Source organism: Halopseudomonas salina, assembly GCF_008641105.1.
In genome coordinates this window covers 1-3258 of the sequence record NZ_VTTI01000025.1, presented here as the reverse complement: position 1 = coordinate 3258, position 3258 = coordinate 1, and the positions used below count along the sequence as shown (strand labels likewise).

At 54.4% G+C, this 3258-nt stretch carries 4 protein-coding genes; 2 read left to right on the top strand and 2 right to left on the bottom strand.

What is annotated here, in order from left to right:
• Window positions 1-200: 200 nt before the first annotated feature.
• Both FZF01_RS19180 and FZF01_RS19175 read left to right on the top strand, forming a co-directional pair.
• Window positions 201-1502 carry a tyrosine-type recombinase/integrase gene (locus tag FZF01_RS19180; protein WP_150279441.1) on the top strand — a complete coding sequence of 434 codons (1302 nt, stop codon included), beginning with the start codon at window positions 201-203 and terminating at the stop codon, window positions 1500-1502.
• Between the two features lie 69 nt (window positions 1503-1571).
• Complete coding sequence (locus FZF01_RS19175) at window positions 1572-2420, top strand: hypothetical protein (RefSeq protein WP_150279440.1); 849 nt, start codon at window positions 1572-1574, stop codon at window positions 2418-2420.
• A gap of 70 nt (window positions 2421-2490) precedes the next feature.
• Here the strand turns inward: FZF01_RS19175 and lysC are convergent, their stop codons facing one another.
• Together lysC and FZF01_RS19445 are read right to left on the bottom strand one after the other, a co-directional pair.
• Window positions 2491-2739: an Rz1-like lysis system protein LysC gene (lysC, locus tag FZF01_RS19795; RefSeq protein ID WP_223825566.1), complete on the bottom strand. Its 249-nt coding sequence runs from the start codon at window positions 2737-2739 to the stop codon at window positions 2491-2493.
• Between the two features lie 293 nt (window positions 2740-3032).
• A partial coding sequence (locus FZF01_RS19445) for a hypothetical protein (RefSeq protein ID WP_263363820.1) occupies window positions 3033-3258 on the bottom strand: 226 nt, incomplete at its 5' end.

Genomic DNA, 3258 nt, shown 5'->3' with positions numbered 1-3258 from the left:
TGGTGCGCGAGCCCGGATTCGAACCGGGGACCTACCGCTTAGGAGGCGTTGATCGGCGCGTATTTTCACGGACAGCCCTGTCCGCCTGAAAAGCCTACACCCTATACAAAACAGACACTTAACGACCTGCGATTGTCCGATGGTGTACAGCCAGATATGATGCCAACCGAGTAGAAACAGGGACCAAAACAGGGACCAATATGGCCAGGCTGACGGATCGGGAAGTTAAAACGCTGAAGGGGAAAGTGTCGGAGCGGGTCGGCGGTCGGGGTGATGGTGCCCTGCTCTTCCGCCGGAGGGAGTCTGGTGCAACCGAGGCGTACTACCAGTATCACTTCGAGGGGAAGGCCGAGGCAATCAAGATCGGCACCTACGGCGTGATGACCCTGGCTGAATGCCGGGCCAAGGCATCCGAGCTGGCCGGCCTGCGGCAGGAACACCCCAATCTCAAAGCCCAACTGCAGCAGCGTGCCACCGATGAAGCCGCGGCCGAGGCTGAAGCTCTGCAAAAAGCAGCGACCGAAGCCAGGCGCGGATCCCTGCAAGATCTCCTCGAGGACTATACGGCCGAGCTGCACGCCAATGCCGTGGTGTCGGCCAAGGAGATCGAGCGCATCATCACCAAGGATTTCATCGAAAAACATCCAGAAGTGGTGGCCCTCAAAGCCCGCGATATCGAACCCATCCATTGCATGACGCTGCTCTCCCCGTTCTGGGAGCGTGGCGCGAAGACTCAGTACAACCGAGCGCGCACGTATCTACACGCGGCATTTCAGATGGGGCTGCAGGCGGAGTATGACGTTGCAAGGAAGAGCCGCAAATCATTCGGGCTGACACACAACCCGGTGGCGGCATTGCGACGGCAGAAGGAAGGCGAGAACGCTCACGATCGAGCGCTGACAGATGAGGAGTTGCGTCACTTCTGGCACAACCTGGTGAAGGCAAAGAAGGTAGGGAAGCTGGTCACGCTGTTGGTGCAGTTCATGATCGCCACCGGAGGCCAGCGGCCCTACCGGATGATGCAGGCGCCATGGTCAGCGTATGACATCGAGGGGAAGGTATTCAGCACGCCCAGCCTGAAGGGCCGAGGCAAAGCCAGGGTGAACATGACGCCGCTCACCGATCGCGCGATCGGGATCCTTGAGGAGGTGCGTACCCTGACCGGCCAGCATGAATGGCCGTGGTCATACACAGGCGATGCGCCCATGGTGATCAGCACACCCCGCAACGCGATCGTCAGGTTCATCGATGACGAAGCCTCCTGGATCGAAAAGGAAGCCGGCAAGCGCGTACAGCCATTTACGCCCAGGGATCTGCGCCGCACCATCAAGCAGGTGATGCAGCGCGCCGGCATCGAGCCGCACCTGCGGGATCTGCTGCAGGACCACGGGCAGACTGGCGTAGCCAACAAACATTATGCTAATAATCCGGACGCAGCCCTTCCGGACAAGTGGCGAGCTATTAGAGAGTATGAGTCAGCTCTAGCAGACTTGCTTATATGAAAGGGTTTACGAACACCAAAGCTCGTCAATTATGAGTACTGAACTAAAAAGCTGCAAAAGGAAAGCGACATGGATTGGAAAGGTAGCCCTGTGATAATTTCTATAGCCTCGGGTGCTGCGGGCATTGGATTTGCAGTGCAATTTTTATTTCCATCGCTCAACGCACAGCTTAACTATGACCATAGAATTACTGTTGACTCACTAACTTCGGAGAAGTTCCAGCTTGAAGAGAAGCTAAACTCATTAAGGAACGATAATAAATATATTGACTCTGAACGGTCATCCCTAAAAAAAGACGCATCGGCATTAAAAGAGATAATAGAAAGCCAACAAGAAAAAATTACCGAGCTAGAGCTTGGACGGATTCTAGATATGGGCAATCCATATCCTGTAAGTTTTCCAAGCATAAAAATTTTTGATGAGATAACAAGAGTACAAAAAATCCATAAAGATGAAAAAATAGAAAAATCTAATAATGATTACTGGATAGTAAAAGTAGACCATGCGCTATTTGATTCAATTATCTATTATTATGCCGAGCTACCAGAACTTGAAAACAAGAAAGTGATTTATCAAATTTCTTACGTCAAAAGGGATTACTATATAGAGCAACTGCTTTTGGACTCCGGCGATTCATTTCAAAACAGCAGCCCCAAAAAAACTAAATTTGAAACAGACGATAAGTTTTTTATTAAACTATTAGACGACTATCTTGGCGTTGGTCAATTGTGGCCCCGGGGCGACACTCAAGATTATTCCTGGCTTACCGCCTACGGTGTTACCGTTTACATGACCGGCGAGTCTTACGACAGATACACTATTTCTCAAGAGCTTCTAGCTCCCGGGACATGGAGACATCCGATTCCGCAGACGCAGTATCAGCTATCATGCCCCGGGGAGGTCGATCCAGCTCTTTAATATTTCGACTATTTCAGAAGCTGGTTCCTGAATTATTATCGAATTATGGCGCATTCAGCGACGCGGCAGCTTACTCCTTACCAATACACCCCCTCACCTGCAGCGCACAACTCTCCAACGCCCCCTCCACCTCATCCAACGCCCGGCGCCAATCCTCATTCACCACCAGCGGCGGCCTCCCCGGTAGCAGGCACGGCACCAGGTTGCACTGGCTGCGCTGCACGGTAGGCGGTTGGGTCTGTGGTGTCGGGGCGGGCGTAGAGCATGCCGAGGTCAGCAGGAACAGGCTCAGCCAGATAATCCATGATGGTTTGATCATTGCGTTTTAGCTCCTGGATGGCGCGCTCTTGCCGGGTGGCTTGGCGGGTGATGGTTTGCTCGAGCAGTTTGATGCTGCGGTCGATGTCTGCGGCGCGGTCGATCTCGCGCTGCTGCCCCTCCAGCACCAGGGCTTGCACCTCGGTCAGTTCCTTTTCCTTGGCCAGGTCGCTTTCGGCACGGTCGGCCCGCTGGGTTTCCAACTCGATGCGGGGGCTGATGATCCACCAGGCCACGGCCGCGATCACAACCAGCACAGCCAATGCCACGCCGATCTGCAGCAGCAACTTGTATTTAGTCAGCACACATCACCTCCTCTGCCAGCAGCTCGGCTAGCACCTCCGCAAGCTGCAGCTTCCAACGCTGGTAGCGGGCCACGTCCTGCGGGTTGCTGATAAAGAACAGCTCCACAATGATCCCGCCGCCACGGCTCACGAATGCCAGGCGGCTGTGCTGCCCGCTGGCCTCGCCCTTCGCGCCGCGGTTGGCGATATCAAGGGTCTCGCTGATGACGTTGCAG

Bases quoted from the DNA above. Each gene is read 5' to 3' on its own strand.
- FZF01_RS19180 (WP_150279441.1), top strand. From the start codon at position 201: ATGGCCAGGCTGACGGATCGGGAAGTTAAAACGCTGAAGGGGAAAGTG.
- FZF01_RS19175 (WP_150279440.1), top strand. From the start codon at position 1,572: ATGGATTGGAAAGGTAGCCCTGTGATAATTTCTATAGCCTCGGGTGCT.
- lysC (WP_223825566.1), bottom strand. From the start codon at position 2,739: ATGATCAAACCATCATGGATTATCTGGCTGAGCCTGTTCCTGCTGACC.